Below are 24,767 nucleotides of genomic sequence, written 5' to 3' on the forward strand. Positions count from 1 at the left end.
CGCGCGGGAACCTGGGGGGCGCGCCGACGCGTGTATGCCGGGTTCGGCCTCGGCGCTGTTATCCTTGTGCGGTTTTTGCGCCTCGCGGCGCGTGGTTCGGAATATGCCGGGTGCCCCGGCTCCGGCTTCAATGGCAATAGGCGCCGACCAGGCGCCGGGCCGGTGCGACATGTCAGCGCCGGCCTGGAAGGAGTGTTGTGGCGATGGCCGAGGAGCGCCTGCTCGCGGAAGTGCATGATGATTTCGGGGTGATCCGGGTCTACGAGGTGGGGCCTTACCGCATCCTGGAGTTCGGCGAAGCGGTGGAGCAGAGCTGTGTCTTCATCGCCGACCCGGCCTGGCTGGAGTACGACTACACCCGCGCGATGCTGCTGGGCGCCCTCTGTCACGAGGCGCCGGAAAGCGCGCTCTTCCTTGGGTTGGGCGCCGGCACCCTGACCCAGGCCTGCCTGAAGTTCCTGCCCCTGGATGACGTGGAGGTGATCGAGCTGCGGCCCGATGTGCCGCGCCTGGCCATGGAGTACATGGGGCTGACGGACGATCCGCGCCTGTACGTGCGGATCGGCGATGCGCTGGAGCTGCTGGAAAGCGCCGAGCGTGCGGACCTGATCTTCGTCGACCTCTACACCGACCAGGGGCCGGGCGTTGGGCACCTGGCCTGGCGTTTCCTGGAGGCCTGCCAGAGTCACCTCAACCCCGGCGGCTGGCTGGTGATCAACCAGTGGGCGGCGAACGATGGCAAGCCCCTGGGCGCGGCGCTGTTGCGCGGGCTCTTCCACCGCCATTACTGGGAGTGCCCGGTGAAGGAGGGCAATGTGGTGCTTTTCGTCCCGGCCGACCTGGATCAGGAACTGGATGTCGACGCCCTGAAGGCCCGCGCCGAGCGACTGGCGCCCTCGCTGGGCTACTCGTTGCAGTCCCTGCTGGATGTGATGCGGCCGGCCAGCTAGCCGCTCGCACCACGACTCGCCTCGCCGGTTCGCCCGGACGGCTCATCGGCCCTTGAAGTGCCCGTCGCGCCTTTCCAGCATCGCCCGCAGTCCCTCGGCGGCATCTTCGGTGCCCAGCAGGCGCTGGGCGGTGGCCGGCAGGCTGTCGGCGGCGGCCATTTCGCCTTCGTCCAGTGTCTGGCGGGCCGAGGCGAGCACCGCCCTGACGCCCAGTGGCGCCTGGGCCGCCACCCGTTCGGCCATCCAGATGGCGCGGGGCAGGAGGTCCTCGCTGGCCATCACTTCCTGCACCAGGCCCAGGCGATAGGCTTCGTGTGCATCGAACTCGTCCCCCGTGAGCAGCCAGCGCATGGCGTTGCCCCAGCCGGCGATCTGGTGCAGCCGCAAGGTGGCACCGGCGAAGGGAAATACACCGCGTTGCACTTCCATCTGGGCAAAACGGGTGTTGCTGGCGCAGAGGTTGATATCCGCCGCCAGCATCAGCTCGATGCCGATGGTGAAGCAGTAGCCCTGGGCCGCCACCATCAGCGGCTTGGTCAGACGGGGACCGCCGAAGGTGCCCCAGGGGTCGATGGCGCCGCTGGGCACGCGCCAGCCCTGGCGGAAGGTGTCGCCTACATTGCCGAGGTCGAGCCCGGCGGTGAAGTGCTCGCCATGGGCGAAGACCAGCGCGCAGCGCATGTTGTCATCCCGCTCATACTCGCCCAGGGCCCGCACCAGGTCCTCCAGCATGTCCAGGTCGAAGGCATTGCGCTTGGCGGTGCGGTCCAGGCCGATGAGCATGATGTGGCCATGCTTTTCGCGGCTGACGCGACCTACGGAAGTGGCGGACATGGAGGCGTTCCTGCGTAGGAATAGCGGAATGGCAGGAGGGATATAGACCCCTCATGGAGGCTTGTCCATTCAGGCTGTGTGAAAACCACTGCGCGCGGCCATGCTGCGCCAGGAATCGGCTCAGAATGCTCATCTACAGCCCGTAAACCGCGCTTTCTCACCGGTTCCTGCCTTGCCTGCCCCTCGCTCGCCGCGTTTTCACAGGGCCTGCATCGGCGCGCTTCCGTCCGGCGGAGAGCCTGTTCTCACACCGAAAAACCTGCACGCGCCAGAGATTTTTCCTGTATTATGCGCGCCGGCCTAATGACGGCCTCGTTCAAGTACTGCGTTTTTCCCGAGGCATTTCGCCTTCGGCTGCAAGTCCGCGCTGCGGACTACCCTTGACGTTTCATCCATTCCCAAAAAAGCGTTCACGCAAATTCTCTACCAGGCTGCCAGGGTTGACCCAAAAGGTCCTTCACGGCATGTGCAGCCATGGAACAAGGGTCTTTGCGGATGCACACGAGGCAGACCCATGACCCAGGAAATCGGCGGATTCGCCGCGCTCGGCATTCATCCCAATGTTCTGGCCGCCATCTCGGCGGTCGGCTATGAAGAGCCGTCCCCCATCCAATCCCAGTCGATTCCGGTGATCCTCGCCGGCCACGACATGATTGGCCAGGCCCAGACCGGTACCGGCAAGACTGCAGCCTTCGCGCTGCCGATCCTGTCGCGCATCGATCCGGCCAAACGTGAGCCGCAGGCGCTGATCCTGGCACCGACCCGCGAGCTCGCACTGCAAGTCGCTACCGCTTTCGAAACCTACGCCAAGCAGATGCCCGGCCTGAACGTGATCGCCGTCTACGGCGGCGCGCCCATGGGCCCGCAGCTCAAGGCCCTGCGCCAGGGCGCCCAGGTGATCGTGGCCACTCCCGGCCGCCTGTGCGACCACCTGCGCCGTGACGAGAGGCTGCTGACCACCGTGCAGCAGCTTGTCCTGGACGAAGCGGACGAGATGCTCAAGCTCGGCTTCATGGAAGACCTCGAAGTGATTTTCGAGGCCCTGCCGGAAAGCCGCCAGAGCGTGCTGTTCTCCGCCACCCTGCCGCCGTCGATCCGTTCGATCGCCGAGCGTCACCTGAAGAGCCCGCAGCACGTCAAGATCGCCGCCAAGACCCAGACCGTGGCGCGCATCGAACAGGCTCACCTGATGGTCCACGCCGACCAGAAGACCGCCGCCGTCCTGCGCCTGCTGGAAGTCGAGGAATTCGACGCCCTGATCGCCTTCGTGCGGACCAAGCAGGCCACGCTGGACCTGGCGAGTGCCCTGGAAGCCAAGGGCTACAAGGCCGCTGCGCTGAACGGCGACATCGCCCAGAACCAGCGCGAGCGCGTGATCGAGTCCCTGAAGGACGGTCGCCTGGACATCGTGGTCGCCACCGACGTGGCCGCCCGGGGTATCGACGTACCGCGCATCACCCACGTGTTCAACGTGGACATGCCCTACGATCCGGAATCCTATGTCCACCGTATCGGCCGTACCGGCCGTGCCGGTCGCGATGGTCGCGCGCTGCTGCTGGTGACCCCGCGCGAGCGCCGCATGCTGCAGGTGATCGAGCGTGTGACCGGCCAGAAGGTGGCCGAGGTGCGCCTGCCCAACGCCCAGCAGGTGCTGGATGCGCGCATCAAGAAGCTCACCGCCAGCATCGCCCCGCTGGTGGCGGGTGCAGAGGCCGTCTATGGCGACCTGCTGGATCGCCTGGTGGCCGATATCGGCTGCGAGCCCCGTGCCCTGGCCGCCGCCCTGCTGCAGAAGGCCACCAATGGCCAGTCCCTGAACCTGGCCGACGTGGAGCGCGAGACACCGCTGGTGCCGAACTCGCAGCCCCGCGAGCGTCGCGAGCGTGAGGGTGGCGAGCGTTCCGAGCGCGGTGAATACCGCGAGCGCCGCGCGCCCATGCCCCTGGCTGAAGGTCGCGTGCGCTGCCGTACCGCCCTGGGAACCCGCGACGGCATCGCCGCGAAGAACCTGCTGGGCGCCATCCTCAATGAGGGCGGTATCGCCCGTGAGGCCATCGGCCGCATCCAGATCCGCGAGACCTTCAGTCTGATCGAGCTGCCGGAAGAGGGCCTCGACCGCCTGCTCGGCAAGCTGAAGGACACCCGCGTGGCCGGCAAGCAGCTCAAGCTGCGCCGTTACCGCGAGGACTGATCGGTCCGCAGCACTACAGGAAAGCCCCGCTCGCGGGGCTTTTTTGTGGGCGGCGTTCCAGCTGCCTGGGGTCAGTCGAAGCGATAGATGTCCATGCCCAGCGCGCCGAGGGTGAAGCCCTGGTGCACGCTCTGGAAGCGCTCGCCGGCGCCACGGGCGAAATAAAGCGGCAGCAGGTGCTCGTCACGGGGGTGGTTGCGGATGGCGTCGGGTGCCTGGCGGCGATAGTCATGCAGCGCCGCTTCGTCGTCCGCTTCCAGGCGATCCACCATCCAGTCGCGGAAGGCCTTCGCCCAGGGCGCCACGACTTCAGGGCCGGCGCGCCAGTCCAGCTCGCCCAGGTTGTGGGTGATGCTGCCGGAGCCGATCAGCAGGATGCCTTGGCGGCGCAGGTCGGCCAGCGCCCGGCCGACGCGGGTCTGGTAGGTCGGGCCGAGCCGGCTGGGCAGGGACAGTTGCAGGACCGGGATGTCCGCTGCCGGGTACATCAGTGACAGCGGTACCCAGGCGCCGTGATCGAAGGGGCGATGTGGGTCGACGTCCGCGGGCAATCCGGCGTCCGTCAGCAGCCTGGCGATGTTTCGTGCCCGTTCAGGTGCGCCGGGCGCGGGGTACTGCACCGCATAGAGCGGCGCCGGGAAGCCATGGAAGTCATGCCAGGTTTCAGGGTGGGCGCTGCCCGTGAGCAGCAGTCGGTCGCTTTCCCAGTGGGCGGAGACCACCAGGATCGCGTCGGGACGCGGCAGGGCGTCGGCCAGGGCCCTGAGCGCCGGGCCGCTTTCGCCGGGTTCCAGGGCGAGCATCGGCGAGCCATGGGAGATGAAGAGGCTGGGTAGCATTCTGGAATTCCTCCGGTAGGATGCCGGCATCATCCGAGCTGGAACTATCGGTTTCCAGCATAAATAGTTGGGCAATTTGATCGAATCGATGGAGGCATCATGGAGGAAAGTTTCTGGCAGGCGCGCTGGGCGGAGAACCAGATCGGTTTCCATCAGCGGGAAACCAATCCGTATCTGGAGCGCTACTGGTCGCGGCTGGGCCTGCCGGCAGGGTGCCAGGTGCTGGTCCCCTTGTGCGGCAAGAGCCTGGACCTGCTCTGGCTGGCGGGGCAGGGATATCGGGTGCTGGGCGTCGAGCTGGCGGAGCGGGCGGTGCTGGACTTCTTCGCCGAGCAGGGCCTGGAGCCCGTCGTGACCGGACAGGGGGCGCTGCGTCGCTTCAGCGCCGGCGAGATCGAGATCCTCCAGGGTGACTTCTTCGCCCTGGAGCCCGCCGATGTGGCGGACTGCCGTGCGCTCTACGACCGCGCCGCGATCATCGCGCTGCCGCCGGCCATGCGCCGGGACTACGTGGCGCACCTGGCGCGCATCCTGCCCCGCCCCTGCGATGGCCTGATGGTGACCCTGGACTACGAGCAGGCGCGTCTGGACGGCCCGCCGTTCTCGGTGCCCGAGGCGGAGGTGCGCGAGCGCCTCGAGGGGAGCTGGGAGGTGGAGTTGCTGGAGCGTTGCGATGTGCTGGAGAAGAACTGGAAGTTCGCTTCCCGCGGGCTGGACAGCCTGCATGAGCCGGCGTTCCGCCTGCATCGGAAGTAGGGGGATCGGTGTAGGGATGCAGGGTGCGCCGTGCGCATAAGGGCCCCTGCGGGACAAAAAAGGTTCATCGCGGATTATCGGGGAATTCCTGTTCACACTGGATCGGCGATTGTGCGTGGCGCCCTGACCAACTCCCAGTCTGCGGATACCACCCTCTCCCCCGCCCCTCTCCCAGAAGAGGAGAGGGGTGACTCGCGCCGGCAGGGGACAAGTCATCCTGCTGCCCAAACCGATCTGAAACCAGGCGAAGAAGATGACGCCGCGCGAAGTGCCCCGTCAGGAGGCCGAGCGGATTCGTCGTGCAGGGGGACGAGCGGCATGGATGCCGCGAGAGGCGTGTGGGGCCATGGATGGCCCCTCGCGCCGTTCCCCCGGAGCGACGATGCAGCGAGGGGACCCGGCGAAGCCGGGCCGGATGCAGGGGCAAGCCATTTGGTTCCTTTCGGCGATTGAGAAAGGGACTCGCCCGGGAGGGCGAAACAGCAACTCGCAGCCTGCGCGGAAATGAGCCGAGCCCCCACAAAACCTGACACCGGTTCGACAATCCGGCTTGAGCAAGTCCCTTCCCCGATAATCTGCGAAAAACCCAAAAAAAGGGCGGCCAATGGGCCGCCCGAGCAGTGTGAGTCGTATCAGCCGCGACGGCGCAGGGCTTCGATGCGGTCTTCCAGCGGCGGGTGGCTCATCAGCAGGCCGGCGAGGCCGTGCTTCAGGCCGCCGTTGATGCCGAAGGCGGTCAGGCTGTCGGGCATCTGCACCGGTACGCCTTGCTCGGCGCGCAGGCGCTGCAGGGCACCGATCATCGCGCCGGTGCCGGCCAGTTGGGCGCCGGCTTCGTCAGCGCGATACTCGCGGCGGCGGGAGAACCACATCACGATGATGCTGGCCAGGATGCCCAGGACCAGTTCGGCGAAGATGGTGGCGATGAAATAGCCGATACCCGGGCCTTCTTCGTTCTTGAGGATCACCTTGTCGACGAAGTTGCCGAAGATGCGGGCGAAGAACATCACGAAGGTGTTCACCACGCCCTGTATCAGGGCCAGGGTCACCATGTCGCCGTTGGCCACGTGGCCGATTTCGTGGGCCAGCACGGCCTTCACTTCATCCGGGGAGAAGCGTTCCAGCAGGCCCTGGCTCACGGCCACGAGGGCATCGTTCTTGTTCCAGCCGGTGGCGAAGGCGTTGGCCTCGTAGGCCGGGAAGATGCCCACTTCCGGCATCTTGATGCCGGCTTCGCGGGACAGTTGCTCGACGGTCTGCAGCAGCCACTGTTCGTGGCGGGTGCGCGGCTGGGTGATGATCTCGGTGCCGGTGCTCATCTTCGCCATCCACTTGGAGATGAACAGCGAGACCAGGGAGCCGGCGAAGCCGAAGACGGCGCAGAACACCAGCAGGCTGCCGTAGTTCTGGCCGGTGAAGCGATCGACCCCCAGCAGTTTCAGGGTGATGCTGGCAATCACCAGGACTGCGAGGTTTGTGGCCAGGAACAACAGGATGCGCATCATGATTGGAACGGTCTCCTCACGGGGAATGCGGTTTGCTATGCGGGGGTATATAAGGGGCGGCCCAGAGGTATTCAACCTGGGACTATTTCAATCTATGTCGCCTGATCGGTCCGACTCGCTTTCGAAGACTAGCCGAGTCAGTCGGACCAGGCGTTCGCTGTCGGATTGCTCCAGTGCCTCCCGCAGTTGCTGCGCGAGGCTGGCACGTACGCGCAGGATGCTGGGGGGCAGGGTCTCGGCATCGGCGAGCAGGCCGGGGAAGGCCCGGGACAGCCGCAGAAAGCCCTTCTCGGTGAGTACGGCCTGGTCCAGCCCCTCGAAGTGGAAGGTGCTGTCGAAGCGCAGGTAACCTTCGTCGGCGAGCCAGAGGAGGGCCGCCAGGCAGCTCTCATGGCGCTTGCTGGGCAGCCCGAACTCATCCGGCTCGGATGGACCTGTCAGGTCTTCCACATAGAGGGCGCTGCGCCGGGGGAAGACCTGGTAGAGAAACAGCAGGCCGGTGGCGCAGTCCCGATAGAAGTCGTCGATCTGGAGGTCCATGGCGCCGTTACTGGCGGTACGACTTGAGGAAGTTGCCGATGCGGCCGATGGCCTGCTCCAGGTCGTCGACGCGGGGCAGGGTGACCACGCGGAAGTGGTCCGGCCAGGGCCAGTTGAAGGCGGTGCCCTGGACGATCAGCAATTTCTCGGAGAGCAGCAGGTCGAGGACGAACTTCTCGTCGTTGTGGATCGGGCAGACCTTGGGATCGATCTTCGGGAAGGCGTAGAGCGCGCCCATGGGCTTCACGCAGCTGACGCCGGGAATGTCGTTGAGCAGTTCCCAGGCGCGGTTGCGCTGTTCCAGCAGGCGACCGTTGGGCAGGACCAGGTCGTTGATGCTCTGGTAGCCGCCCAGGGCGGTCTGGATGGCGTGCTGGCTCGGCACGTTGGCGCACAGGCGCATGTTGGCGAGGATGTCCAGGCCTTCGATGTAGCTCTGGGCCTTGTGCTTGGGACCGGAGATGGCCACCCAGCCGGAGCGGAAGCCGGCCACGCGGTAGGACTTGGAGAGGCCGTTGAAGGTCAGGCAGAGGACATCCGGCGCCAGGGACGCGGTGGAGATGTGCTGGGCCTCGTCGTAGAGGATCTTGTCGTAGATCTCGTCGGAGAAGAGCACCAGGTTGTGCTGGCGCGCCAGTTCGACGATGTCCAGCAGCACCTCGCGGGAGTACACCGCGCCGGTGGGGTTGTTCGGGTTGATCAGCACCAGGGCCTTGGTGTTCGGGGTGATCTTGGCCTTCATGTCGGCGATGTCCGGGAACCAGCCGGCCTGCTCGTCGCACAGGTAGTGCACCGGCTTGCCGCCGCCCAGGGCCACCGAGGCGGTCCACAGCGGGTAGTCGGGGGCCGGGATCAGCACTTCATCGCCATTGTTGAGCAGGGCCTGCATGGCCATCACGATCAGCTCGGACACGCCGTTGCCGAGGTAGATGTCCTCGATGCCGACGCCTTCCACCTGCTTCTGCTGGTAATACTGCATCACCGCCTTGCGGGCGCTGAACAGGCCCTTGGAGTCGCTGTAGCCCTGGGCGGTGGGCAGGTTGCGGATCACGTCCTGGAGGATTTCCTCCGGGGCTTCGAAACCGAACGGCGCCGGGTTGCCGATGTTCAGCTTGAGGATGCGATGGCCTTCCTCTTCCAGGCGTTTGGCGTGCTTGAGCACCGGTCCGCGGATGTCATAGCAGACGTTGGCGAGCTTGTTCGATTTGCTGACCTGCATGATGCGTGGATGTCCCGAGATGGAAAGGTCGCGCGGGGCGACGGGGATCGATGCGCCTTGGCAGCCTGTAACGCCGCTGCCAGACTGGCGTCTGATGAAGCGCGCATGATACGTGCGGCCTGATGACCCGAAAAGGTCGGGACCGGGCTTTTTTACCCCTTGCGAGGACTGTCATGGACAAGCTTGAGAAACCCCTGGAAAGCTGGCGCGAGGAACTCTCCGAGGACCAGTTCCATGTCTGCCGCCTGGGCGGGACGGAGCGCGCCTTCACCGGCGAGTACTACGCCACCAAGACCCCCGGAATCTACCACTGCGCCTGTTGCGGCGAGGCGCTGTTCGATTCCGATGCCAAGTACGACTCCGGCAGTGGCTGGCCCAGCTACTTCCAGCCGGTGAACGGCGAGGTGATCCGCGAGCTGGAGGATTTCAGCCACGGCATGCACCGCATCGAGGTGCGGTGCGCCCGGTGCGACGCCCATCTGGGGCATGTGTTTCCCGACGGGCCGCGTCCCACGGGGCTGCGTTATTGCATCAACTCGGTGTCGCTGAAGCTGCAGCCGCGCTGAAGGCAGGGGCTCGCCACGAGGGCGGGCCCTTTTTCGGAGGAAATGAATTGCGTGCAATTTAATTGCTAGCTATTTTTATCCGGTCATCCCACTCCTGACCGGACCTTTCCCATGACCGACAAGATTCTCGATATCCCCGTCACCACCATCACAGGCGAGCAGAAGACCCTCGCGGACTTCGGCGGCAAGGCGCTGCTGGTGGTGAACACCGCCAGCAAGTGCGGCTTCACGCCCCAGTACAAGGGGCTGGAGGGACTCTGGCAGCGCTACAGGGATCGCGGCCTGGTGGTGCTGGGCTTTCCCTGCAACCAGTTCGGCAAGCAGGAACCGGGTAATGAGGGCGAGATCAGCCAGTTCTGCGAGCTGAACTTCGGCGTGAGCTTCCCGCTGTTCAAGAAGATCGATGTGAACGGTTCCGACGCCCACCCGCTCTACGTGCAGCTGAAGAAGCGCGCTCCGGGCCTGCTGGGCAGCCAGGGCATCAAGTGGAACTTCACCAAGTTCCTCATCAGCCAGGACGGCAAGTCCATCAAGCGATTCGCCCCCACCACCAAACCGGAAGACCTGAACGCCGAGATCGAAGCCCTGCTGAAATGAGCACGCCCAGGATCGAACCCGAGCTGCTGCTGGACAACCAGCTCTGCTTCAAGCTCTACGCCGCTTCCCGGGCGGTGATCCGTGGCTATCGGCCGCTTCTCGAGTCCCTGGGACTGACCTACCCGCAGTATCTGGTCATGCTGGTGCTCTGGGAGTGGCACGCCCGGCCGCCGGAGCTGCCTTCGGTGAAAGCCCTGGGTGAGCGCCTGCAGCTGGACTCGGGCACCCTCACGCCCTTGCTCAAGCGCCTGGAGCACCTGGGGCTGGTTCGGCGTCAGCGCGCGGCCCACGACGAGCGCGAGGTCCACCTGGCGCTGACGGAGGCGGGAGCCGCCCTGCGCGAAGAGGTGATTCCGCTGCGTAACGAGCTGATCTGCCGCAGCGGTCTGGACCTCAATGAGATGGGCGAGTTGCGGGCACGTCTGGCTGAGTTGCTGGGTCAGATCACGGGGTTGCCTGGGTAGCGGGCAGCCAGGTATCCAGCAGGGCTACCAGCTCTTCGCGGCGGAAAGGCTTGGCCAGGTAGTCGTTCATGCCGGCGGCGCGGCAGCGCTCGCGCTCGTCCGGCAGGGCATTGGCGGTCAGTGCGATCACCGGCAGGTCAGGCCAGCGTCCGCTCTGGCGGATACGCCGGGTCGCCTCGTAGCCGTCCATCACCGGCATGTTGCAGTCCATCAGCACCAGGTCCACGGCGGTCTGCTCCAGGCGCGCCAACGCCTCGGCGCCGTGGTTGGCCAGCAGCACCTCGCACCCGAGTTTGCTCAGCATGCCCCGGGCCACCAACTGGTTGACGGCGTTGTCTTCCACCAGCAGCACGCGGCCCTGGCGTTGCCCCGGCTCGGTGGTCGCCGCCGGCGAGGCCGGCGCTTCCTCGGGCAGTTTCAGCAGGACCCGGCGCAGGGCCTGGTACAGGGCGCCTCGCGACACCGGGCGGGCGAGTTGGTGCAGTGGCGTCAGGGTGGCGGCGCGGGGCGCGGGCAGGAAGCTGCCGTAGCCAGTCACCAGCACGATGGGCGCGTCGACATGGCGGCGCAGGTTTTCGAGGCAGTCGGCGCTGTCGCTGATCAGCAGGTCTGCCTCGAGCCCGGCTAGCTCGCCAGCCTTGTCGAGCCGCTCGAAGGCGAGTCCCCAGAGCGGAAGCCAGGTGCCCAGCAGCTCCGCCAGTCCGCTCTTGGCGCTGCACAGGGCGATCACCTTGCCCGCCAGTGGCGGACGGGGTTCCGGCGGTGCCTGCTCCACCAGCGGCAGCTCGGCACTGAACAGGCTGCCCACACCCTCCTGGGACTTGACGTCTAGTTGCCCCTGCATGGCCTCGCAGAGGTGCCGGGTGAGGGCCAGGCCCAGCCCGGTGCCACCGAACTGCCGGGTAATGCCGGCGCTGGCCTGGGAGAACGGCTGGAAGAGCTTGGGCAGGGCATCGGCGGAGATGCCGATGCCGGTGTCGCGCACGGTGATCAGCACGCCACCTGGACTGGGGGCGGCCCGCAGGTCGACGCGGCCGAAGCGGGTGAACTTGAGGGCGTTGGACAGCAGGTTGCTCACCACCTGACGCACCCGTGTCGGGTCGCCGATGACCCGCGATGGCAGCCTGGGGTCGATCAGGCAGCTCAGCTCGACGCCCGGTGCGGCGTTCTGCGAGAGCAGGTTGGCGGTGTCCTCCAGCAGGGTGCCCAGGTCGAAGGGGATCTGCTCCAGCTCCAGTTGGCCGGCCTCGAACTTGGACAGGTCGAGAATGTCGTTGAGCAGTTCCACCAGCACGCTGCCGGAGTCGTGGGCGATCTGCAGCTGACGTCGCTGTTCCGCGCCGAGTGGGCCGTCCAGCGCGAGGTCGAGCATGCCCAGCAGGCCATTCAGCGGCGTGCGGATCTCATGGCTCATGTTGGCGAGAAAGGCTGCGCGGGCCTTGGCCATCTCCAGGGCGGTACTGCGGGCCACCTCCAGTTCCTGGTTGTAACGGCTCAAGCGGCTATTGGCGGCCTTGAGCTCGGCGGTACGGGCCGAGACGATGTTTTCCAGTTCGGCCAGGTACTGGTTGAGGCGCTGGTCCGCTTCGCGGCGCTGTTGCATCTCGGTGGCGAGGCTGGCCAGTTGGCGGTTGATCACCCCGACGAGTACGCCGATTTCATCCTGCTCGTGGCCGGGCGGGCAGGGCACCCGGTCATCGGGCGCGGTGCGGGTATCCCGTTCGCTGAGGGCGCGTATCAACCCCACCAGGGGTTTGGTCAGCATGCTGTAGAAGAGCACCAGGAGAATCAGTGACAGCGCCAGGCTGCGCACGAAGCCGCTGACCAGGGTGAACATGGCGCGACGGAGGAAGTGGCTGCCGAAGGCGAAGGTGTCCACTTCCAGGCGCAGGACGCCCAGGGCCTCGCGCGGCGCGTGGGCGATGTAGAGGGGGTCGGTGAATTCCCGGCGTTCGCCGAACAGGTAGTCGCTGAAGATGCGAAAGTCGCTTTCGGTCCGCGGACGGCCAACGCCGGCGAGCACCGCGCCATTGTTGTCGACGATCTCGGCGCGGATCACCGCGGGCGAGCGCACCAGTCCGACCACCAGTTCCTGGGCCAGCTCGGCGTCGATGTTGTAGGCGATGCGGGCGGCGGGGCTGTGGGAGATTTCCAGCAGCGCCTTGATCTCGCGGTCGATGGATTCGTTTTCGCTGAAGTAGTCGGTGGCGACCTGAATGACGCTGAGCACGGTGCCGAGTATGAAGGCCACCAGAACCGTCAGGCTGGCCTGCTTGAACGACAGCCGTTGTGTCAGCGGAATATCCATGGGGCGTAGGATTTGGCCTTGTTCCGAGGGCTTCGCAAGCATAGCCTATCCGGTCCGCCGGCAGTGCCTCGACTGCGGCTGAGTCAAGGAGTTGAACGTGGATTCCCGCCTGATTGAAATGCTTGAGCGTGCCGACGCCGTATTGGCCCGCCTCGATCCCCTGCTGCCGGCCATTCGCCCGGCGATCGACTGGCAGCGGAGCCTTGCCGCCCGCTGGCTCCGTGACGGTCGAAGTGGCTACCTGCAACCGCTGGACCTGAGCCTGGACCTGTCCCTGGCCGACCTCATCGGCGTGGACAAGCAGCGTGAGCAGCTGGCCGCGAATACCCGCCAGTTCGTCAACGGCCTGCCGGCCAACCATGCGCTCCTCTGGGGCGCCCGGGGCACCGGCAAGTCCTCCCTGGTCCGCGCGCTGTTGTCCGAGCATGCGGGCGCGGGCCTGCGCCTGATCGAGATCGAGCGCGACCACCTGGCCGACCTGCCGCGCGTGGTGGAGCAGCTCGCCGGACTGCCCCAGCGTTTCGTGCTGTTCTGCGACGACCTGTCCTTCGAGGCCGGCGAGGGTGACTACCGGGTGCTGAAAAGCGTGCTCGACGGTTCCCTCGAGCGCGCACCGGACAATGTGCTGCTCTATGCCACCTCGAACCGCCGGCACCTGGTGCCGGAAAAGCAGAGCGACAACGAGCACTGGCAGATGGTGGATGGCGAGCTGCATCCCAACGAGGCGGTGGAGGACAAGATCGCCCTGTCGGACCGTTTTGGCCTGTGGCTGTCCTTCTATCCCTTTACCCAGGACCACTTCCTCGCGGTGGTCCGCCACTGGATCGCTGTGCTCGCCGAGCCGGCCGGGCTGGACTGGGAGTGGAGCGAGGAGCTGGAAAAACTGGCGATCCGCTGGGCCCTGGGACGTGGCAATCGCAATGGCCGTTGCGCCTATCAGTTCGCCCGCCACTGGGTCGGGCTCGCGCTGCTGGAGTCCGCCAAATGATCGATCTGCAACAGGCCGGCGCCGGCCACTCGGGCTACGCGCTGCTGGCCGCCCAGTTGGAGTCGCTGCTCGCCGATGAACGGGATTTCATCGCCAACAGCGCTCAGTTTTCCGCCTTCCTGTTCAGCGAGCTGCCGGACCTGAACTGGGCCGGCTTTTACCTGAACCGCAACGAGGAACTGGTGCTCGGTCCCTTTCAGGGCAAGGTGGCCTGTGTGCGCATTCCCTTCGGCAGGGGCGTGTGCGGTGCCGCCGCCCGCACCCGGGAAACCCAGCGCGTCGAGGACGTGCATGCCTTCCCGGGGCACATCGCCTGTGACAGCGCGTCCAACAGCGAGCTCGTGGTGCCACTGGTGAAAGAAGGTCGCCTGATCGGCGTGCTGGACTTGGACAGTCCGAAACTGGCGCGTTTCAGTGAGGAGGACCAGGCCGGCATCGAGCAGTTGGCGGCGATCTTCCTGCGCCTCACCGATTGCTGATTCGCACCCCCCCCCTGACGAAAAAGGCCCCGGACGATTCCGGGGCCTTTTCGCTTGTACCTGATGCGACGCTCGATCAGGCGCGACCGGCCAGCTTGGCGAGGATCTTCTGTTCGCCGGGGAGCACCGTTTGCACCGACTCCCGTGCACAGATGCGCTCATAGTGGGCGGCGAGGTTTGGCCAGCGCTGCGGGTCCAGTCGCTCGCGACCGTGCTCCATGTTGATCAGCTGGGTGACCAGGGCGAAGTCGGCCAGGCTCGGTTGTCCACCGACGAAGTACTCCGCATCCCCCAGCGTCCGCTCCAGGTAATCGAAGTGCGGTGGTAGCCGGTCCACGAGGGCGGCCTGGACAGTGGCTTCGTCGCAGGCTTGGCCCATGGAGGGCTTCAGGGTGCGGTTGCGGAACACGCCGAAGGTCGTCAGGGGCGCGACTTCATAGTCCGCGTACTTCTCTAGCCAGCGCACCCGGGCGCGCTCCTCGGCGGTGCGGCCGTAGAGCGGCGTGAGTTCGGTGTGCTTTTCCTCGAGGTACTGGCAGATCACGCTGGAGTCGGCCAGGGTCAGGTCGCCGTCGCGCAGGGCGGGAATCCGGCCCAGGGGGCTGATCTCACGGAACCAGGCGGGCTGGCTGAACGGCGAGACGACTTCAAGTTGATACTCCAGGCCCTTTTCCAGCAGGTAGAGGCGCACTTTGCGCACGAAGGGGGAGAGCGGGGCTCCGTAGAGGGTCAGGCTCATCGGGTGGTCCTCGTCTGGCCGGGTCAGTCGTAGATGTTCTTCTTCTTCCAGGTGTCTTCGTCTTCCAGGGATTTCATTCCCTCGGTGAGCTCGCTGGGTTCGGCCGCCTGGGGCTGGGCGCTTTCCAGGACCAGGGCGTTGGCCCGTTCGAGCTGCGCCTTGAGCTGTTTCAGGTACTCCTGGTAGCGCGCCGGGTCGTTCTGCTTCTGCACGTACTGCACGCCTCGCTCGAAGGCCAGTCGTGCCTGGCGTGCCTGGTTCTCCTGCAGGGCCTGGAGGCCCAGGTTGGTGAAGAACTCCACATGGAGCTGCACCAGCATGTCGCGAATGTCCTTGATGCGGCTCTTGGCTTCGGCGGCCGGCAGATGGCCGTCCTGCGCGGCGCGGGCGATCTGGCCGTGGAGGCCTTCCAACTGGAAGCGGATCTCCTTGGCCTTGGCCTCGGTGAGGATTTTCTGTGGCGGGTTGTTCACCGGGATGGACTCGCCCTGGCCGACCAGGGCGCGGAGCGGCTCCAGGCTGCTCTTCAGGGCGGCGTTGCGCTTGTCCAGCTGCAGCAGGCGCTCGCCGAACTGCAGTTGCAGGCGAGTGAGCAGGAGCTTGAGGCCGGGGGACACCATCTGGCCGGGCAGGGTCTCGGAGAGGTCGGCGCAACGGCGCATGCGGTCGCTGAGATCGGCCACCTCGCGAGCCTTCTGCAGCTTGCTGGTCTCCAGCATATGGTTGATGTAGCCAATGATGACGAGGATGACGATACCTACGACGATCAGCAGGGTGATCACGAGTGGCGACATCTGCGGGCTCCGATGCTCTTGTAGTGTGCGGGCGAGTGTAGTGGCTTGGTCGGAATGGTCATAGAGGTGGATCAAATTTTGAGCAGAAGTCTTTGATTTTAAAAAGTTTTTGATAGAGGGTTGACGGGTGCTCAAAGCCTCCATAGAATGCGCGCCACTTCGACGCGATGCCTGAAGCAAAGCTGAGAAGCCGGAAGAAAGCATGAAAGCTGTTGTAAGTTCCGGGCCGCGTCCCCTTCGTCTAGTGGCCTAGGACACCGCCCTTTCACGGCGGTAACAGGGGTTCGAGTCCCCTAGGGGACGCCATTAAGTTGTATGCGGGAATAGCTCAGTTGGTAGAGCACGACCTTGCCAAGGTCGGGGTCGCGAGTTCGAGTCTCGTTTCCCGCTCCAAATTCAAGAACAAGGCTTGGCGGCCTTGTTCGATCCGGACCGAGAGGTCCGGGAGGGGACTCGAAAGAGTCCGGCTGAAAAAGTTGCATGCGGGAATAGCTCAGTTGGTAGAGCACGACCTTGCCAAGGTCGGGGTCGCGAGTTCGAGTCTCGTTTCCCGCTCCAGTTTCAGTCCCCTTCGTCTAGTGGCCTAGGACACCGCCCTTTCACGGCGGTAACAGGGGTTCGAGTCCCCTAGGGGACGCCACTTTCAATGTTGTACGCGGGAATAGCTCAGTTGGTAGAGCACGACCTTGCCAAGGTCGGGGTCGCGAGTTCGAGTCTCGTTTCCCGCTCCAGATAAACGAAAACGCCGCTCAATCGAGCGGCGTTTTCGTTTCTGCGTTTCCTGTTACGCCGGGCTCGACGCGGTGGCCGGCGTAAAGTCCGGGAGGCGTTCCGCCATCTCCTTCAGGCGTCCCATGGACTCCACCGATTCCCGGTCGATCCTGCGACGCATCACCAGCCAGTTCGCCACCTGCATCGCCAGCCCGGAGAAACCGTAGTCCAGGGTGCGGACGAAGCGCGTGCCGCCCGCCGTCGCCTCGCAGTCATAGGTCAGCACCAGCGACAGGCCGTGGGTGCCGCTGGCCTTGGCGCGCCAGCGGCGGCCCGGGCTGTACTCCAGGACGTCCCAGCTCAGGTGGCCCGCCCGTCCACCGGCATGGATGTCTTCCTCGAAGTGGCCGCCGGCGGTCATCGGACCGGGTTCACCCTCCACCCTGAGGGAGGAGGGATGCCACTCCGGCCAGCGGGTGGCGCTGGCGGCGTAGGTGAGCACCTGCTCGGGGCTGCGGGCGATGTCGACATGGTGTTGCATGCGGGTCACGGGACGCTCCTCCTCCAGTGGTTCCCAGTGAAGGCTGCCTTTCAGCCAGTCCATCAACGGGAAGACCAGGTTGAAATTCTTGCTTTGCATCAGGTCGCGGCGGTGGTGCAGCTCGTGAAGCCGACGCATGTGGCGGATCCACGGCAGGCGCGACACGGGATGGCTGGCCGGCAGGTGTTCGCAGGCATGGAACAGCTCGTAGCCGAGATAGCCCGCGAGCAGGGTGATGGCGACCAATGCCGCCAGGTTGGCGTTGAGGAAGGACAGCAGCCACCAGGCCGGGAACAGCGCCGCGCTGAAGAGCAGGATCAGCCAGGCCGGAAACAGGATCACCCGCCAGTCCTTCGCTGATTCCCAGTGCATCTGCCCGGTGACGAAGAAGCTGTGGTGATCCCCGGTGTGGCGCTTGTAGAACAGCGCTCCAATGCGGCTCTTGTGGTGCCCGAGGTTCTTGTGGATGGCGTACTCGCCCCAGTTGAAGAACACCAGCGTGACCGGCACCACCAGCCATTCCCAGGCGGTCACCGACTCCAGCGTGCTGATGAGGAAGGCCAGGCAGGCGATGCCGTAGAGCAACACGAAGCCGCCATGGAGCCAGGCGTTGTAGAGCGGGTGGATGCCGGCTCGATAGCGGCTGCGAAAGGCCTCGGTGTCCTGGGTCATGGCTGCTCCGGCAGTCTTGTTGGATTGCCTCGCAGTCTAGTGCCGTTTTCTGAAGTTCAACGTCGCTCTTTCGGTTTGCTTACCTCTCGTAGCGAGGGGATCTCCCAAGAATTGGCTGGCAACTCCCTGGGAAACAGCTGGTTAGAGCCTGGGCATTGATCCTTTGGCTTCAAGGAGCCTTCGGAGGTTTACGGTGGAATCGGAGTAGGCCACGGCCTTTCCGTGCGCCGACCGCCGCTCCGGTGCCGATTGCGGGGTCGATGGGGGCACGCGGGGCGCGACCGGCCTCGGGCTGACAGCCGCAATCCCGCTTCCGGTGGCTGTGCTAGAACCTCCAGCCGTCGCCACTGTCGCGGAGCCTCGCGGATGATCACCCTTTCCATCAGGAAGAAGATCCTGCTGCTGGCGCTGCTGCCCATCCTGTTGATGGCTGCAGTCAGCACCGGCGTTGGGATCCACCAGAATCTCGAACTGCGTTCCCTTGGCCGCGATGTGCTGCAGCAGGCCCTTTTCGCCAGCCGGCAGCAGCAACTGGCCGGATACATGGAGGTGGCGCTGTCGTCCGTGCAGCCGCTGCTGGAGGCGGGAGACGACGCGAACCTGGAACGGGCAAGGGCGCTCCTGCGGCGTCTGCGTTTCGATCAGGGAACCGGATACTTCTTCGCCTACGACCACCAGGGCATCCAGGTCATGAGTGCCGACAACCCGGACCGCGAGGGCAAGGCGTACCTCGACGCACGGAGTCCAGAAGGTCGCTTCCTGGTGCGCGAGTACCTAGACGCGGGGCGTTCGGGCGGTGGTTTCGTGGAATACAGCTGGGCCAGGCCGGGCGAGGAGGCGCTGTCGCCCAAGCTGGCCTACGTCGCCCCGGTGCCGGGGACCGACTGGGTGCTGGGCACCGGTTTCTACGTGGACGACCTGGACCGGCAGCTCGCATACCAGGACGCCGAATCCGACAACGCGTTGCGTCAGGCGCTGCTGACCAGTGGGCTGTCGACGCTGCTGCTGGTGATGGTGATCGGCGCCCTGGGATTGTGGCTGGCGAGGAGCATCCTCCGCCCGTTGCAGGATGCGGTCGGCACCATGGAGGACATCGCCGGTGGCGAGGGCGACCTCACCCGCCAGCTGGATCCGGGAGTCGGGCACGAACTGGGTTCCCTGGCCGGGTCCTTCAACCGTTTTTCCGAGCAGGTCCGGCGGTTGGTGCGGGAAACCCGGGAGTCCGCCTCGGCGCTCAACCAGGCCAGCGAGCAGCTTCAGGACTTCATGCGCCAGACGGAGGAGGGGATCAGCCTTCAGCACCAGGAGAGCGACCAGGTCGCCACGGCCATGAACCAGATGTCGGCGTCCGCCCAGCAGGTGGCCTGTGGTGCCGAGCGCGCGGCCGAGGAGGCGTCGTCCGCCGAGCGACGCGTCGAGGCGGCCTGGGCACTGCTGGATGGGACGCAGGCCGTGATCGAGGGCCTGGAGGGGCAGGTGAACGAGGGCGTCGGCATCATCCAGCGCCTGGGCAGCGAGGCCGAGCGCATCGGCGGCGTGCTCACGGTGATCCACGATGTGGCGGAACAGACCAACCTGCTGGCGCTCAACGCCGCCATCGAGGCGGCCCGTGCAGGAGACCAGGGGCGTGGCTTCGCCGTGGTGGCTGACGAGGTGCGTACCCTGGCGGGGCGTACCCAGAGCAGTACGGCGGAGATCCGCGAAATGATCGATCGCCTGCAGCTCGGCGCCCGCGAGGCGGTGCAGTCCATCGATCGGATTCGCGAGGGCAGTGGGCGAACGGTGAGCGAGGTGGCTCGGGTACGCCAGGCGCTGGAGGCCGTCACCGAGCGGGTGTCGGCCATCAACGAGCTGAACGCCCAGATCGCCAGTGCCGCCGAGGAACAGAGCCGTGTCTGCGAGTCGATCAATGCGAACGTCCACCAGATCGTCTCGATATCCGAGCGGACAGCCCAGGGTTCTCGGAGCGCCAGCAGCATTTCCAGTCGACTGGCGACCATCGCCGGCAGCCTGTATCGGCTGGTGGGACGCTACAAGGCCGATTAGGCGGGTACCGCCTCCATTCGCCATCACGGGGGGAACCATGCACGGAAACCGACGGGTCGCGGGGTATGTCTGGCTGGGGATGCGAGAGCGCGTGGGCTACGGTCTCGGCGACCTCGCGTCGAACCTGTCCTTCGGGATGGTCTCGTTGTTCCTCCTCTACTTCTATACCGATATCTATGGCCTCTCGGCGGGGGAGGCGAGCCTGATCTTCGTCATTGCACGCTGTTTGGATGCGGTCTTCACGCTCCTGGTGGGCTACTTCATCGATGGCACCCGTTCCCGCCACGGCAAGCTGCGTCCCTACCTGCTGTACGGTGCAGCGCCCCTGGGCGTGCTGACCCTGTCGTGCTTCCTGGCGCCGGCCGTCGAACTGAAGTTCCTCTTCGCCCTGCTGGGCTACAGCGGCTACTGCCTCGCCTATTCACTGGTGAACACGCCCTATTCGGCCCTGACCAACCGCATGACCCTGCACGAAGGGGCGCGGGCCTCCCTCTCCATGTACCGCATGCTGGGGGCGATGCTCGGTTACCTGCTGGTGTCCGGCTGCGCAATGGGGCTGATCGCCCGTTTCCGGGACCCCCAGCTGGGCTACGCCGTGGTGGCCGCCAGCTTCGCCGGACTGGCGACCCTGCTGTTCCTCGCCTGCTTCGCCATGACCCGGGAACGCGTCGGCAGCGTCGCGGTCGGCCGCCCGCCGCTACGGGACGTGCTCCGGGCCACCCTGGGCAATGCCCCGCTGTTGCTCTTGTCGCTCCACACCGCCGCGGTCTATGTCGCCTACAGCCTGTGGGGCGCGATGGCGGTGTACTACGTCAACCATGTCCTGGGGGACCCGGAGTTCGTCGGGGCCTTCTTCCTTATCCAGTCCTGCGCCTACATCGGCGGCACCCTGCTCTCCGACCCCCTGATCCGGCGTATCGGCAAGAAACGCCTGAGCCAGGCCGCGCTGCTGGCCGGAGGGAGCGCCCTCACGGCCCAACTGGCGGTGGAGGGCGGCGGGGCCTGGGTGATGCTCTGCGTTTCGGTCTACAGCGCGGCTCTGGCCATGCTCTTCGTCTGCATGTGGGCGATGGTGGCCGATACCGTCGAGTACGCCCAATGGCGCGGCGCTCAGCGTGCGGAAGGGGCGGTCTACGGCTTCTACAACCTGGTGACCAAGCTGGCCATGGCCGCGGCCGGCGGCCTGGCGGGGCTGCTGCTGGAGCTGCACGACTACCGGCCGGGAGAGGTGAGCGCCAGGGCGCTGATGGGCATCGAGCGGGGCATGACGCTGATCCCCGCGTCCTGCTTCGCCCTGGGCCTGCTGGCCATTTCGTTCTATGCCCTGGATGAGTCGCGCTACCGGCAACTGCTGGGGCAGCTCCTCCAGTGCGATCCGGGGAGGTAGCGGTCGATGGACGAGGACATCCGGGCGCGGCTCGGCGCCATGAATCTCGAGGAGAAGGTGCGGCTGCTGGGAGGTGACGGGCTCTGGCGAACCCAGGCGCTGCCGCGTCTTGGGATCGCGGCGGTGCTGATGACCGACGGCACCCAGGGTGTGCGCTACAGCATCGGCCAGATCGATGGGGGCGAGGGCTGGGGGCTGGACGCGGCACTGCGGGCCGACGACCTGGAGGGCAGGGCCGATGCGGGCGTGGAGGCATTGTTCGGCCTCGCCCGGCAGGCCACCTGTTTCCCCAGCGGTTCCTGCCTGGGTTGTTGCTGGGACCCGGCCCTGCTGCGGGAAATGGGCCATGCCCTGGCCGAGGAATGCCAGGAAATGGGCGTTGGCCTGCTCCTGGGCCCCGGTGTCAACCTGCGCCGCACGCCCCTGGCGGGACGGGGCTATGAGTACTACGCGGAGGATCCGCTGCTCACCGGCGAGCTGGCCGCGGCGTTGATAGAGGGGCTGCAGGCGCGCGGCGTCGGCGCCTGCCTCAAGCACCTGGCCTGCAACAACTCGGAATACCGTCGCACCGAGATGGATTCGGTGGTCGCCGAGCGCCCCCTGCGGGAACTCTACCTGCGCAGCTTCCAGCATGTGCTGGAGCGGGTCGAACCCTGGGCGCTGATGTCGGCCTACAACCGGCTCAACGGCACCCAGGCAGCCGAGCATCCCTGGTTGCTGACGCGGGTGCTGCGGGAGGAATGGGGTTACCAGGGACCTGTGATATCCGACTGGCACGGGATCAAGGACCGCCCGGCGGCCTTGCTGGCCGGCAACGATCTCGCCATGCCGGAAAGTCGCCGCCAGCATGAGGCGCTGCTGGAAGCGGTGCTGGACGGCAGCGTTCCCCGGGAGACCCTGGACCGTTCCTGCGAACGGGTGTTGCGCCTGGTGGCGCGGGTCGAGGCCGGCCGGCGCCCGGATGCCCGCGCCGATCATCTGGCCCACCATCGGCTGGCGCGCCGCCTCGCTGCGGAATCCCTGGTGCTGCTCAAGAACGAGGACGATGTACTGCCCATCGGTGACGAGGTCCGCCGCATCGCGGTCATCGGCTCGCCGGCCCTTCAACCGGTGATCCAGGGATCGGGTTGCGCCACCACTCGCGCCCGCCACCTGGACGTCCCGCTGGAGGAAATCCGCGCCCTGGCCGGAGACGCCCGGCAGGTGGAATACGCGATGGGCACCGGGGCGGATGGGGCGATGGACCCGTTGGCGGAGGCCGAGGCGATGACCCTGGCGCGCCGGGCCGACCTGGTGGTGCTCTTCGTCAGCACCCCGGTGGGCATGGATGGGGAGAACGGCGACCGCCGGGACCTGGATATCCTGCCCGCCCACGCGCGGCTCCTGGACGCCGTCGCCGGTGTCCAGTCGCGGCTGGTCGTGGTGCTGTCCAGCGGCGATGCGGTGCTGATGCCCTGGCTGGAGCAGGTGCGGGCGCTGCTGCTCACCTTCTTCGGCGGCCAGGGCATGGGCCATGCCGTGGCCGAGGTGCTGTTCGGCCGGACCAATCCCAGTGGACGCCTCAGCGTCACCTTCCCCAACAGCCTCGAAGAAACGCCCGCCCATCTGGGCTACCCGGGAGAGCAGTCGCGCCACCTGTACGGCGAGGGGCTGTTCGTCGGGTATCGGTATTACGACAAGCGCCGCATCGAACCCCGCTTTCCCTTCGGTTTCGGCCTCGGCTACAGCCGCTTCGATTATCGCGACCTGCGCGTGTCTCAGCCCAGCATCGGTCCGGGCCAGACCCTGTGGATCAGCCTGGAACTGACCAATCTCGGCCCCCGTCCCGGGCAGGAGGTGGTGCAACTCTACGTGGCGCCACCGGCTGGGGAACTGCTGCGGGAGCCCCAGGCGCTGAAGGCCTTCGCCAAGGTGGCCCTGGCCGTGGGAGAGCGCCGACGGGTCGAACTGGCGTTGGAGGCGGATGCCCTGGCCCACTACGACCCGCAACGCGGGCGCTGGGTGTTGGCCGGAGGCGTCCATCAGTTGCGTATCGGCAGCTCGTCCCGCGATGTCCGACTGGTGGGGCAGGTACGGATCAGCGCGCCGCCCTGCTATCCGGTCCTCAGCGCCGACTCCTCCCTGGCCCAGTTGCTGCGGAACCCGCCGGCCTTTGCGGCGGTGGCGCGGCTGGTGAGCCGCAAGAGCGGGGTTCCCGTGGGGCGGGTGCGTCGGCGCCTGGCGGAGCTGGCCCCCAGCTTGTTTGCGGGGCTCTACGTGAGCCTGGTGGAACTGCTCCGCCTGGAGGTCAGCGAGGCGGAGCTGGAGCGGGCGCTGCGACAGGGCCGGGAGCCGGATTAGCGGTTGCGGGGGCGACGCAACATCGGCCAGGTGCCCAGCACGGCGGGAATGCCCAGCCCCAGCCAGGCGACGGCATCCCAGCCGCCGTCCCCGAGCAGGGCGCTGAACAGGCCGGCGGCCGACAGCAGACCGATGAGGGTGGGCAGGGCGAAGGTGGATTGCCGCCAGTTCATGCGGTTGCCTCCCGTTCGATCCCTTTGTCGGCACCGCGCCGCTGGCGTGCCCACCAGAGATAGAGCCCACTGCCGAGCAGGACGATGGTGAGCAGGTCGAGTACCGCCCAGAGGATCTGCATCGGCCTCCCGCCGTAGTCGCCGAAGTGCAGCGGTTGTGACATGGCCAGGGCGTCCATGTACCAGGGGCGCTGGGCCACGGCGGTCACCGCCAGGGTACGCGCGTCGATCAGTACAGGCGTCCAGAGGTGGGCGGTGAGGTGAGAGCCGCCCACCATGAACACCGTGTAATGGTGTTCGCTGGAGAAGCGCGTGCCGGGGAAGGCGATGAAGTCCGCCTGCATCCCCGGCAAGGCATCGGCGGCGATCGCCAGCACCCTGTCGGCGGGGGCGCGTTCGGTCAGCGGTGGGGCGTTCCGGTAAGGCTCCACCAGTGCGGCCAGGGCGTCCTGGCGCCAGGCGCTGATCAGGAGGTCTGCGCAGGCGCTGATGACGCCGGTGACGCCCACTGCCATGGCCCAGGTCAGGGTGACGATGCCGATCAGGTTGTGCAGGTCCAGCCAGCGGGTGCGGGTGGAGCGCGCATGGCGCACCTCGGCGAATTTCAGCCGACGCATGAAGGGTGAGTACAGCACCACGCCAGACAGGATGGCGGCCACGAACAGCAGGCCCATGAAGGCCAGCAGCAGCTTGCCGGGCAAGCCGGCGAACAGGTCCACGTGCAGGCGCAGGATGAACATCAGGACACCGCCATTGGCCGCCGGCATGGCGACCGGCTCGCCAGTGCGGGCGTCGAGCATGAAGGTGTGGGATGAATTGGGCTCGGTGCCGGCGCTGGCAGCGGTGATGGTCACCACGCCGTTGGGTTCGTCCTTCTCGAAACCGATGTACTGCACCACTTCGCCGGGGCGATGGCGTTCGGCGGCTTCCACCAGCTGTTGCAGCCCCAGGTGGGGCGTGTCCGGCGCCATCTCGCGCAGCTCGGGAGCCTCGCCCAGCAGGTGCTCGAGTTCGTGATGGAAGATCAGGGGCAGGCCGGTAATGGCCAGCATCAGCAGGAACAGGGTGCAGACCAGGCTGGTCCAGGTGTGGACGAAGGACCAGCGGCGGATGGTGGAGGGTTTCATT

At 66.3% G+C, this 24,767-nt stretch carries 22 protein-coding genes and 5 tRNA genes; 16 read left to right on the forward strand and 11 right to left on the reverse strand.

Features of this window, described 5'->3' with window-relative positions; genetic code table 11:
* Positions 1-203: 203 nt before the first annotated feature.
* Positions 204-950: a spermidine synthase gene (locus KF707C_RS11935; RefSeq protein WP_003454356.1), complete on the forward strand. Its 747-nt coding sequence runs from the start codon at positions 204-206 to the stop codon at positions 948-950.
* A gap of 42 nt (positions 951-992) precedes the next feature.
* On the opposite strand, the gene KF707C_RS11940 is transcribed toward KF707C_RS11935, so the two are convergent.
* Entirely contained in the window at positions 993-1,784 is a 792-nt protein-coding gene (locus KF707C_RS11940; RefSeq protein WP_003454357.1) for a crotonase/enoyl-CoA hydratase family protein, read from the reverse strand.
* Positions 1,785-2,298: 514 nt separating this feature from the next.
* Here KF707C_RS11940 and KF707C_RS11945 point away from each other — a divergent pair.
* Positions 2,299-3,975, forward strand: a complete 1,677-nt coding sequence (locus KF707C_RS11945; RefSeq protein ID WP_003454360.1) for a DEAD/DEAH box helicase — start codon at positions 2,299-2,301, stop codon at positions 3,973-3,975.
* A gap of 71 nt (positions 3,976-4,046) precedes the next feature.
* On the opposite strand, the gene KF707C_RS11950 is transcribed toward KF707C_RS11945, so the two are convergent.
* The gene (locus KF707C_RS11950; RefSeq protein ID WP_003454361.1) at positions 4,047-4,814 is read right to left on the reverse strand and encodes a DODA-type extradiol aromatic ring-opening family dioxygenase; all 768 of its coding nucleotides are present in this window, start codon (positions 4,812-4,814) and stop codon (positions 4,047-4,049) included.
* A 99-nt stretch (positions 4,815-4,913) separates the two neighbouring features.
* On the opposite strand from KF707C_RS11950, the gene KF707C_RS11955 reads away from it, so the two are divergent.
* Positions 4,914-5,570, forward strand: a complete 657-nt coding sequence (locus KF707C_RS11955; RefSeq protein WP_003454362.1) for a thiopurine S-methyltransferase — start codon at positions 4,914-4,916, stop codon at positions 5,568-5,570.
* Positions 5,571-6,202: 632 nt separating this feature from the next.
* Here the strand turns inward: KF707C_RS11955 and htpX are convergent.
* The 3 genes from htpX to KF707C_RS11970 all read right to left on the reverse strand — a co-directional run bounded on the left by htpX (position 6,203) and on the right by KF707C_RS11970 (position 8,834).
* Entirely contained in the window at positions 6,203-7,075 is an 873-nt protein-coding gene (htpX, locus tag KF707C_RS11960; protein WP_003448022.1) for a protease HtpX, read from the reverse strand.
* 87 nt (positions 7,076-7,162) lie between these two features.
* Positions 7,163-7,615 carry a hypothetical protein gene (locus KF707C_RS11965; protein ID WP_003448021.1) on the reverse strand — a complete coding sequence of 151 codons (453 nt, stop codon included), beginning with the start codon at positions 7,613-7,615 and terminating at the stop codon, positions 7,163-7,165.
* Positions 7,616-7,622: 7 nt separating this feature from the next.
* The gene (locus KF707C_RS11970) at positions 7,623-8,834 is read right to left on the reverse strand and encodes a pyridoxal phosphate-dependent aminotransferase (RefSeq protein ID WP_003448020.1); all 1,212 of its coding nucleotides are present in this window, start codon (positions 8,832-8,834) and stop codon (positions 7,623-7,625) included.
* A 173-nt stretch (positions 8,835-9,007) separates the two neighbouring features.
* On the opposite strand from KF707C_RS11970, the gene msrB reads away from it, so the two are divergent.
* The 3 genes from msrB to KF707C_RS11985 all read left to right on the forward strand — a co-directional run bounded on the left by msrB (position 9,008) and on the right by KF707C_RS11985 (position 10,461).
* Positions 9,008-9,400 (forward strand): peptide-methionine (R)-S-oxide reductase MsrB, encoded by a 393-nt coding sequence (gene msrB, locus KF707C_RS11975; protein ID WP_003448018.1) that lies wholly within the window; start codon positions 9,008-9,010, stop codon positions 9,398-9,400.
* Between the two features lie 111 nt (positions 9,401-9,511).
* Positions 9,512-9,997, forward strand: coding sequence for a glutathione peroxidase (locus tag KF707C_RS11980; protein WP_003448017.1), 486 nt, complete (start codon positions 9,512-9,514; stop codon positions 9,995-9,997).
* Complete coding sequence (locus tag KF707C_RS11985) at positions 9,994-10,461, forward strand: MarR family winged helix-turn-helix transcriptional regulator (RefSeq protein WP_003448016.1); 468 nt, start codon at positions 9,994-9,996, stop codon at positions 10,459-10,461. The genes KF707C_RS11980 and KF707C_RS11985 overlap by 4 nt, the downstream gene beginning before the upstream one ends.
* On the opposite strand, the gene KF707C_RS11990 is transcribed toward KF707C_RS11985, so the two are convergent.
* The gene (locus tag KF707C_RS11990; RefSeq protein ID WP_231992316.1) at positions 10,442-12,811 is read right to left on the reverse strand and encodes a response regulator; all 2,370 of its coding nucleotides are present in this window, start codon (positions 12,809-12,811) and stop codon (positions 10,442-10,444) included. The two genes, KF707C_RS11985 and KF707C_RS11990, sit on opposite strands and share 20 nt — an antisense overlap.
* Before the next feature lie 55 nt (positions 12,812-12,866).
* Between KF707C_RS11990 and KF707C_RS11995 the strand changes: the two genes are divergently transcribed.
* Together KF707C_RS11995 and KF707C_RS12000 are read left to right on the forward strand one after the other, a co-directional pair.
* Complete coding sequence (locus KF707C_RS11995) at positions 12,867-13,757, forward strand: ATP-binding protein (protein ID WP_003448005.1); 891 nt, start codon at positions 12,867-12,869, stop codon at positions 13,755-13,757.
* Positions 13,754-14,236: a GAF domain-containing protein gene (locus tag KF707C_RS12000; RefSeq protein ID WP_003448003.1), complete on the forward strand. Its 483-nt coding sequence runs from the start codon at positions 13,754-13,756 to the stop codon at positions 14,234-14,236. Before KF707C_RS11995 ends, KF707C_RS12000 begins: the two co-directional genes overlap by 4 nt.
* A gap of 76 nt (positions 14,237-14,312) precedes the next feature.
* On the opposite strand, the gene KF707C_RS12005 is transcribed toward KF707C_RS12000, so the two are convergent.
* Together KF707C_RS12005 and KF707C_RS12010 are read right to left on the reverse strand one after the other, a co-directional pair.
* Positions 14,313-14,975 (reverse strand): glutathione S-transferase family protein, encoded by a 663-nt coding sequence (locus KF707C_RS12005; RefSeq protein ID WP_003448000.1) that lies wholly within the window; start codon positions 14,973-14,975, stop codon positions 14,313-14,315.
* Positions 14,976-14,998: 23 nt separating this feature from the next.
* Positions 14,999-15,769 (reverse strand): hypothetical protein, encoded by a 771-nt coding sequence (locus KF707C_RS12010; protein WP_003447999.1) that lies wholly within the window; start codon positions 15,767-15,769, stop codon positions 14,999-15,001.
* 230 nt (positions 15,770-15,999) lie between these two features.
* Between KF707C_RS12010 and KF707C_RS12015 the strand changes: the two genes are divergently transcribed.
* The 5 genes from KF707C_RS12015 (at position 16,000) to KF707C_RS12035 (ending at position 16,500) form a co-directional block, all read left to right on the forward strand.
* A tRNA-Glu gene (locus tag KF707C_RS12015) sits at positions 16,000-16,075 on the forward strand.
* 11 nt (positions 16,076-16,086) lie between these two features.
* Positions 16,087-16,162: transfer RNA gene (locus KF707C_RS12020), tRNA-Gly, on the forward strand.
* A gap of 89 nt (positions 16,163-16,251) precedes the next feature.
* Positions 16,252-16,327, forward strand: a tRNA-Gly gene (locus KF707C_RS12025).
* A 6-nt stretch (positions 16,328-16,333) separates the two neighbouring features.
* Positions 16,334-16,409, forward strand: a tRNA-Glu gene (locus KF707C_RS12030).
* A gap of 15 nt (positions 16,410-16,424) precedes the next feature.
* Positions 16,425-16,500, forward strand: a tRNA-Gly gene (locus tag KF707C_RS12035).
* Positions 16,501-16,553: 53 nt separating this feature from the next.
* Here the strand turns inward: KF707C_RS12035 and KF707C_RS12040 are convergent.
* Entirely contained in the window at positions 16,554-17,693 is a 1,140-nt protein-coding gene (locus tag KF707C_RS12040) for a sterol desaturase/SRPBCC family protein (protein ID WP_003454149.1), read from the reverse strand.
* 366 nt (positions 17,694-18,059) lie between these two features.
* Between KF707C_RS12040 and KF707C_RS12045 the strand changes: the two genes are divergently transcribed.
* Genes KF707C_RS12045 through KF707C_RS12055 form a run of 3 tightly spaced genes read left to right on the forward strand, consistent with a single transcriptional unit; the run spans position 18,060 to position 23,466 of the window.
* The gene (locus KF707C_RS12045; RefSeq protein WP_003454148.1) at positions 18,060-19,739 is read left to right on the forward strand and encodes a methyl-accepting chemotaxis protein; all 1,680 of its coding nucleotides are present in this window, start codon (positions 18,060-18,062) and stop codon (positions 19,737-19,739) included.
* 37 nt (positions 19,740-19,776) lie between these two features.
* On the forward strand, positions 19,777-21,126 hold the full coding sequence (locus KF707C_RS12050) for an MFS transporter (RefSeq protein ID WP_036993362.1): 1,350 nt from the start codon (positions 19,777-19,779) through the stop codon (positions 21,124-21,126).
* Between the two features lie 6 nt (positions 21,127-21,132).
* Positions 21,133-23,466, forward strand: a complete 2,334-nt coding sequence (locus KF707C_RS12055) for a beta-glucosidase (protein ID WP_003454146.1) — start codon at positions 21,133-21,135, stop codon at positions 23,464-23,466.
* Here the strand turns inward: KF707C_RS12055 and KF707C_RS29460 are convergent.
* Both KF707C_RS29460 and KF707C_RS12060 read right to left on the reverse strand, forming a co-directional pair.
* The gene (locus tag KF707C_RS29460) at positions 23,463-23,639 is read right to left on the reverse strand and encodes a hypothetical protein (RefSeq protein WP_003454145.1); all 177 of its coding nucleotides are present in this window, start codon (positions 23,637-23,639) and stop codon (positions 23,463-23,465) included. The genes KF707C_RS12055 and KF707C_RS29460 overlap by 4 nt on opposite strands.
* Positions 23,636-24,766 carry a PepSY-associated TM helix domain-containing protein gene (locus tag KF707C_RS12060; protein WP_003454144.1) on the reverse strand — a complete coding sequence of 377 codons (1,131 nt, stop codon included), beginning with the start codon at positions 24,764-24,766 and terminating at the stop codon, positions 23,636-23,638. Before KF707C_RS12060 ends, KF707C_RS29460 begins: the two co-directional genes overlap by 4 nt.
* Position 24,767 lies beyond the last annotated feature (1 nt).

It is taken from the genome of Pseudomonas furukawaii, assembly GCF_002355475.1.
GTDB lineage: Bacteria > Pseudomonadota > Gammaproteobacteria > Pseudomonadales > Pseudomonadaceae > Metapseudomonas > Metapseudomonas furukawaii.

Excerpts from the sequence above, each read along its gene's own strand:
- htpX (WP_003448022.1), bottom strand. The coding sequence starts at position 7,075 with ATGATGCGCATCCTGTTGTTCCTGGCCACAAACCTCGCAGTCCTGGTG.
- KF707C_RS12045 (WP_003454148.1), top strand. The coding sequence starts at position 18,060 with ATGATCACCCTTTCCATCAGGAAGAAGATCCTGCTGCTGGCGCTGCTG.
- KF707C_RS11935 (WP_003454356.1), top strand. The coding sequence starts at position 204 with ATGGCCGAGGAGCGCCTGCTCGCGGAAGTGCATGATGATTTCGGGGTG.
- KF707C_RS29460 (WP_003454145.1), bottom strand. The coding sequence starts at position 23,639 with ATGAACTGGCGGCAATCCACCTTCGCCCTGCCCACCCTCATCGGTCTG.
- KF707C_RS12050 (WP_036993362.1), top strand. The coding sequence starts at position 19,777 with ATGCACGGAAACCGACGGGTCGCGGGGTATGTCTGGCTGGGGATGCGA.
- KF707C_RS11990 (WP_231992316.1), bottom strand. The coding sequence starts at position 12,811 with ATGCTTGCGAAGCCCTCGGAACAAGGCCAAATCCTACGCCCCATGGAT.
- KF707C_RS12060 (WP_003454144.1), bottom strand. The coding sequence starts at position 24,766 with ATGAAACCCTCCACCATCCGCCGCTGGTCCTTCGTCCACACCTGGACC.
- KF707C_RS11985 (WP_003448016.1), top strand. The coding sequence starts at position 9,994 with ATGAGCACGCCCAGGATCGAACCCGAGCTGCTGCTGGACAACCAGCTC.
- KF707C_RS11940 (WP_003454357.1), bottom strand. The coding sequence starts at position 1,784 with ATGTCCGCCACTTCCGTAGGTCGCGTCAGCCGCGAAAAGCATGGCCAC.
- msrB (WP_003448018.1), top strand. The coding sequence starts at position 9,008 with ATGGACAAGCTTGAGAAACCCCTGGAAAGCTGGCGCGAGGAACTCTCC.
- KF707C_RS11945 (WP_003454360.1), top strand. The coding sequence starts at position 2,299 with ATGACCCAGGAAATCGGCGGATTCGCCGCGCTCGGCATTCATCCCAAT.
- KF707C_RS11950 (WP_003454361.1), bottom strand. The coding sequence starts at position 4,814 with ATGCTACCCAGCCTCTTCATCTCCCATGGCTCGCCGATGCTCGCCCTG.
- KF707C_RS11980 (WP_003448017.1), top strand. The coding sequence starts at position 9,512 with ATGACCGACAAGATTCTCGATATCCCCGTCACCACCATCACAGGCGAG.
- KF707C_RS12000 (WP_003448003.1), top strand. The coding sequence starts at position 13,754 with ATGATCGATCTGCAACAGGCCGGCGCCGGCCACTCGGGCTACGCGCTG.
- KF707C_RS11955 (WP_003454362.1), top strand. The coding sequence starts at position 4,914 with ATGGAGGAAAGTTTCTGGCAGGCGCGCTGGGCGGAGAACCAGATCGGT.
- KF707C_RS11970 (WP_003448020.1), bottom strand. The coding sequence starts at position 8,834 with ATGCAGGTCAGCAAATCGAACAAGCTCGCCAACGTCTGCTATGACATC.
- KF707C_RS12055 (WP_003454146.1), top strand. The coding sequence starts at position 21,133 with ATGGACGAGGACATCCGGGCGCGGCTCGGCGCCATGAATCTCGAGGAG.
- KF707C_RS12010 (WP_003447999.1), bottom strand. The coding sequence starts at position 15,769 with ATGTCGCCACTCGTGATCACCCTGCTGATCGTCGTAGGTATCGTCATC.
- KF707C_RS11965 (WP_003448021.1), bottom strand. The coding sequence starts at position 7,615 with ATGGACCTCCAGATCGACGACTTCTATCGGGACTGCGCCACCGGCCTG.
- KF707C_RS12040 (WP_003454149.1), bottom strand. The coding sequence starts at position 17,693 with ATGACCCAGGACACCGAGGCCTTTCGCAGCCGCTATCGAGCCGGCATC.
- KF707C_RS12005 (WP_003448000.1), bottom strand. The coding sequence starts at position 14,975 with ATGAGCCTGACCCTCTACGGAGCCCCGCTCTCCCCCTTCGTGCGCAAA.